The following is a 3,418-nucleotide window of genomic DNA, read 5'->3' on the forward strand; positions in this document are numbered from 1 at the left end:
GGATAATACTGTGCTTTATCAACCCAATTCTATCTTAATTTTATGATTATTTGGTCTAGACATTGGGGAGTACCTTATAGAACTATGTGATAATATTTTTAGGAATTTTTTATTAAAATATTGAATAAAGTTCCTAATTTAGGAACTATGTTAATATTGTTTTATTCCTAAATAAAGTATTTATTTTCATTTTTAGGGAATTTTTTGTGATCAAAATCAATTTGCCTGTTTTACTGGCCGAACGTGGTATTAAAGTTGCTGATGTGGATCGACAGATTGATATTAGTCGCTCTACTCTATATCGAATGTACAATAATGATGTGATTAAAGTGGATTTAGATGCCTTAGATAAGCTATGTAAATTGCTTAATTGCACGCCTGGCGACCTCATTCTTTATGAAGATGATGACCAAACCGATGCCGTAAAAAAAGAGCCAACTAATTAGTTGGCTCTTTGCTGTATAGCTAAAAAAGGTTATAAAATATTTTTTCTAATAATCCCAATGATGACTTTTCACCATTCCCTTCCACACCGTCACACAAGCTAAAGCATCGGGTTTAGCACGGTGCGCATTGATATGTTCTATCCCAAAATGCAAACAAGCCTTGCTTAGGCTAAAATAACGATTGGCTTTAAAATACGGTGAGTATTGCCCGATAAAATCAGCAAACTGCTTACATAAACATTTGACATCCACTTGCTGCAAGCAAAGTTTATGCCCCGATTGACGCATCATACGCACATCGAAGCTGGCATTGTAAGCATACAGGGTTCTTCCTTTGAGCAACTGTACAATCGCGGGTTGAATATCAATAAAGGTAGGTTTACCTATCAGCTCATGTGGATAAATACCATGCACCTTCAATGCGCCTAGGCTAGACGGTCTATCGGTATAAATCAGCGTATCGATAATCACATGTCGATCACTATCACAAAACGCAATTTCGATGATTTGATCATTCCTGCCGCCACCGGTGGTTTCAGTATCAAAGAATAAGGGTTTGCTGGTATCGTACTGTTGGTTGTACTGGACAACTTGGTTAAAGATGGCATCGATTTGAGATTGCGTATCTGCTGTCATTGGGGTTGAAGTCATTAAATTAATCAATCATGGGTGTAAGTCAGTCATATAAACGCTACCCTAGCCATTAAACAAATCCATTTGCGCCGTTTTAAGCGTTTTTTTCGGCTTTGGCCGATGTTCTGCTACATACCCATCACCCATCGGTTTAAGTAGCTCAAACGCGTCCTCATGATGCATATTGAGCCAATCCTGGCGATGCTCAGGTTCAATCACCACAATCGAGCGTTTTTCATCTTCAGGCTTGTAAAATTGTGACATGAAAGGATGATTATCGGCATTGATGGTCAGCATGGTCATGAAGCGAATGATTTGCTCCCCTATCTTAACAATTTCATATAAAGCGGCTACGGTAAACGGCTCATTATCTTCACGGTGAATGCCATAGCGATGTGCTTTACCGTTAATGTATTTAGGCTAATAGATAGTTTGTACCGGAATTAACGCAAACTGATTGTTGTACCAAGCATGTTTAAAACTCGGTTTATCCATCACCGTTTCTAAGGGCATCATAAGTGTGCTTGGCAATATCGGTATCTTAGGCCCATTTAGGCACCATTCCAAACATGGCTGAGTGCCACTCGGCAAGATCACCTCTCGTATTTGATAAGAGGTTAGCAAATAGCAAGGGGGGTTCATAGCCTGAGTAAATATCCTGTTTGACGGCAAAGCTGAGCTGTTGATTGGTAAATAACGGCGCTTGCGTAGCGCTAATGGGTTGAAAGTTGGCACACATCAGGGTTTCTCTTTTAACATGGATTTATTAACAGCCGTTAGCAAACTCGCACTAATGCACTTTGAGTAGATCTGATAGCTTGGTGGTATAGCTGGGGCTTAAAAACTCTCGATTCATCTGCCAATCTTGCTGCTTGGCTATTCTACTTACAGGAATTTCAACGTTTAAATATATAAAATTTTAAAAACGAAAAATTTCTTTTTTAGGTTTTTATAGTTTTTAAAGGTTTATAGACCATCTGTATGCCTGATGTAGCCCGGTTTTGGAGGACATAAATAGGACGGATTGACTACTTTAATGGGACGGATTGACTACTTTAATGGGACGGATTGACTACTTTAATGGGACTATGATATTTTGTGTCCTATTAATTATTGGAATTTTGCCATGAGTAATGATCTAATTGTGAAATCTAATGTAGTTATTACTGCCAGTTATCACTTAACTGCAAATGAACAACGCTTGATTCTTTCTGCAATTTCTCAAATACCTAAAGGTGTGGAAGTTCAAGATGAAGAGGTTTATACCGTCGAAGTCAGCGATTTTATTGAAATGGGTGTGCATCCTAAAACTGCATATAGAGAAATGCGTGAAGCGGCTGAACGTTTGTATGAACGTTCTATTGTATTAAAAGTAGGTGACGATGTACTAAAAACTCGCTGGGTACAGGATATGGGAGTTGGAACTGGCGAAGGTATGATTAAACTTGCTCAAAGTTTAGGATTACAACCAACTAAAATGCCTAATAATCAGCATTTTGTGGTTCTCAGATTTAGTAAATCAATTTTGCCCTATTTGAGCAATTTATCAGCTAATTTTACCCAATATTTAAAACAAGATATTGCAGGGCTTAGTAGCTCGTATAGTATTAGATTCTTTGAATTACTCATGCAATTTAAAGATACAGGGTTTCGAAAAATCACAATTGAAGATTTAAGAGAGTTTCTTGATCTTGGTGACAAATACCCTGCAACCAAAGATTTGAAAGTACGAGTTATTGAAACTGCAGTCAATGAAATTAATGAAAAAACTAAAATTAATGTTGAATATAAACTTGTAAAAACGGGAAAAAAATTCACTCATCTTGAGCTAAAATTCAAATTAAAAGCTCAAGCTAAAAAAACTGCGCAACCTGTTGGTAAGACAATTGATATGTTTGAGTCAGAGAAAAAAAATCCTCTAGCACTATCATGGCAAATAAAAGGACTATCAGATGGTCAAATTAATAAATTGGCCAAATTTAAAAAGGAGTTTCTAGATGCTAATAGTAGTTTACTCGCAAGCAATGATAGTAGAAGTTATGATGAAGTTTTTAATAGTTGGCGTGTCTTACTAAAAGACCCTACTAGTGTTAAAAAATTTAAAAATATTCAAGAAATATTAGAAAGAAGTTGGTAGAAATACGTCCTATTTAATCATATAATTTATTACATAAGTTAATGCTAATGAGTAACTTGCGTAAGTAATTTCATTAAATAATATTACATCTATGTGAAAAATTAATTTAAATCAATAAATTATATGAGACCTTTGCACGAAACAGCCCCTTTGCTCGAGGCATACCACCAAACCGAAAAAAAACAAAGAATGGCAATGAAAT

4 protein-coding genes and 1 pseudogene are annotated in these 3,418 nt (G+C 36.1%); 2 read left to right on the forward strand and 3 right to left on the reverse strand.

Annotation, left to right across the window (positions count from 1 at the left end; translation table 11 throughout):
* Positions 1 to 206 precede the first annotated feature (206 nt).
* Positions 207 to 446, forward strand: a complete 240-nt coding sequence (locus ACH0AB_RS11640) for a helix-turn-helix domain-containing protein (protein ID WP_060996138.1) — start codon at positions 207 to 209, stop codon at positions 444 to 446.
* Positions 447 to 491: 45 nt separating this feature from the next.
* On the opposite strand, the gene ACH0AB_RS11645 is transcribed toward ACH0AB_RS11640, so the two are convergent.
* The 3 genes and pseudogenes from ACH0AB_RS11645 to ACH0AB_RS11655 all read right to left on the reverse strand — a co-directional run bounded on the left by ACH0AB_RS11645 (position 492) and on the right by ACH0AB_RS11655 (position 1,992).
* On the reverse strand, positions 492 to 1,097 hold the full coding sequence (locus ACH0AB_RS11645) for a 3'-5' exonuclease (RefSeq protein ID WP_201666695.1): 606 nt from the start codon (positions 1,095 to 1,097) through the stop codon (positions 492 to 494).
* 45 nt (positions 1,098 to 1,142) lie between these two features.
* A pseudogene (locus ACH0AB_RS11650) lies at positions 1,143 to 1,818 on the reverse strand (SOS response-associated peptidase family protein).
* A 51-nt stretch (positions 1,819 to 1,869) separates the two neighbouring features.
* Positions 1,870 to 1,992, reverse strand: coding sequence for a DUF4113 domain-containing protein (locus ACH0AB_RS11655; protein WP_406878244.1), 123 nt, complete (start codon positions 1,990 to 1,992; stop codon positions 1,870 to 1,872).
* A 213-nt stretch (positions 1,993 to 2,205) separates the two neighbouring features.
* Here ACH0AB_RS11655 and ACH0AB_RS11660 point away from each other — a divergent pair, with 213 nt between their 5' ends.
* Entirely contained in the window at positions 2,206 to 3,216 is a 1,011-nt protein-coding gene (locus ACH0AB_RS11660; protein WP_060996129.1) for a replication initiation protein, read from the forward strand.
* The last annotated feature ends 202 nt before the right edge of the window (positions 3,217 to 3,418 follow it).

Source organism: Moraxella sp. 179-F 1C4 NHS, assembly GCF_045370505.1.
Lineage (GTDB): Bacteria > Pseudomonadota > Gammaproteobacteria > Pseudomonadales > Moraxellaceae > Faucicola > Faucicola tetraodonis.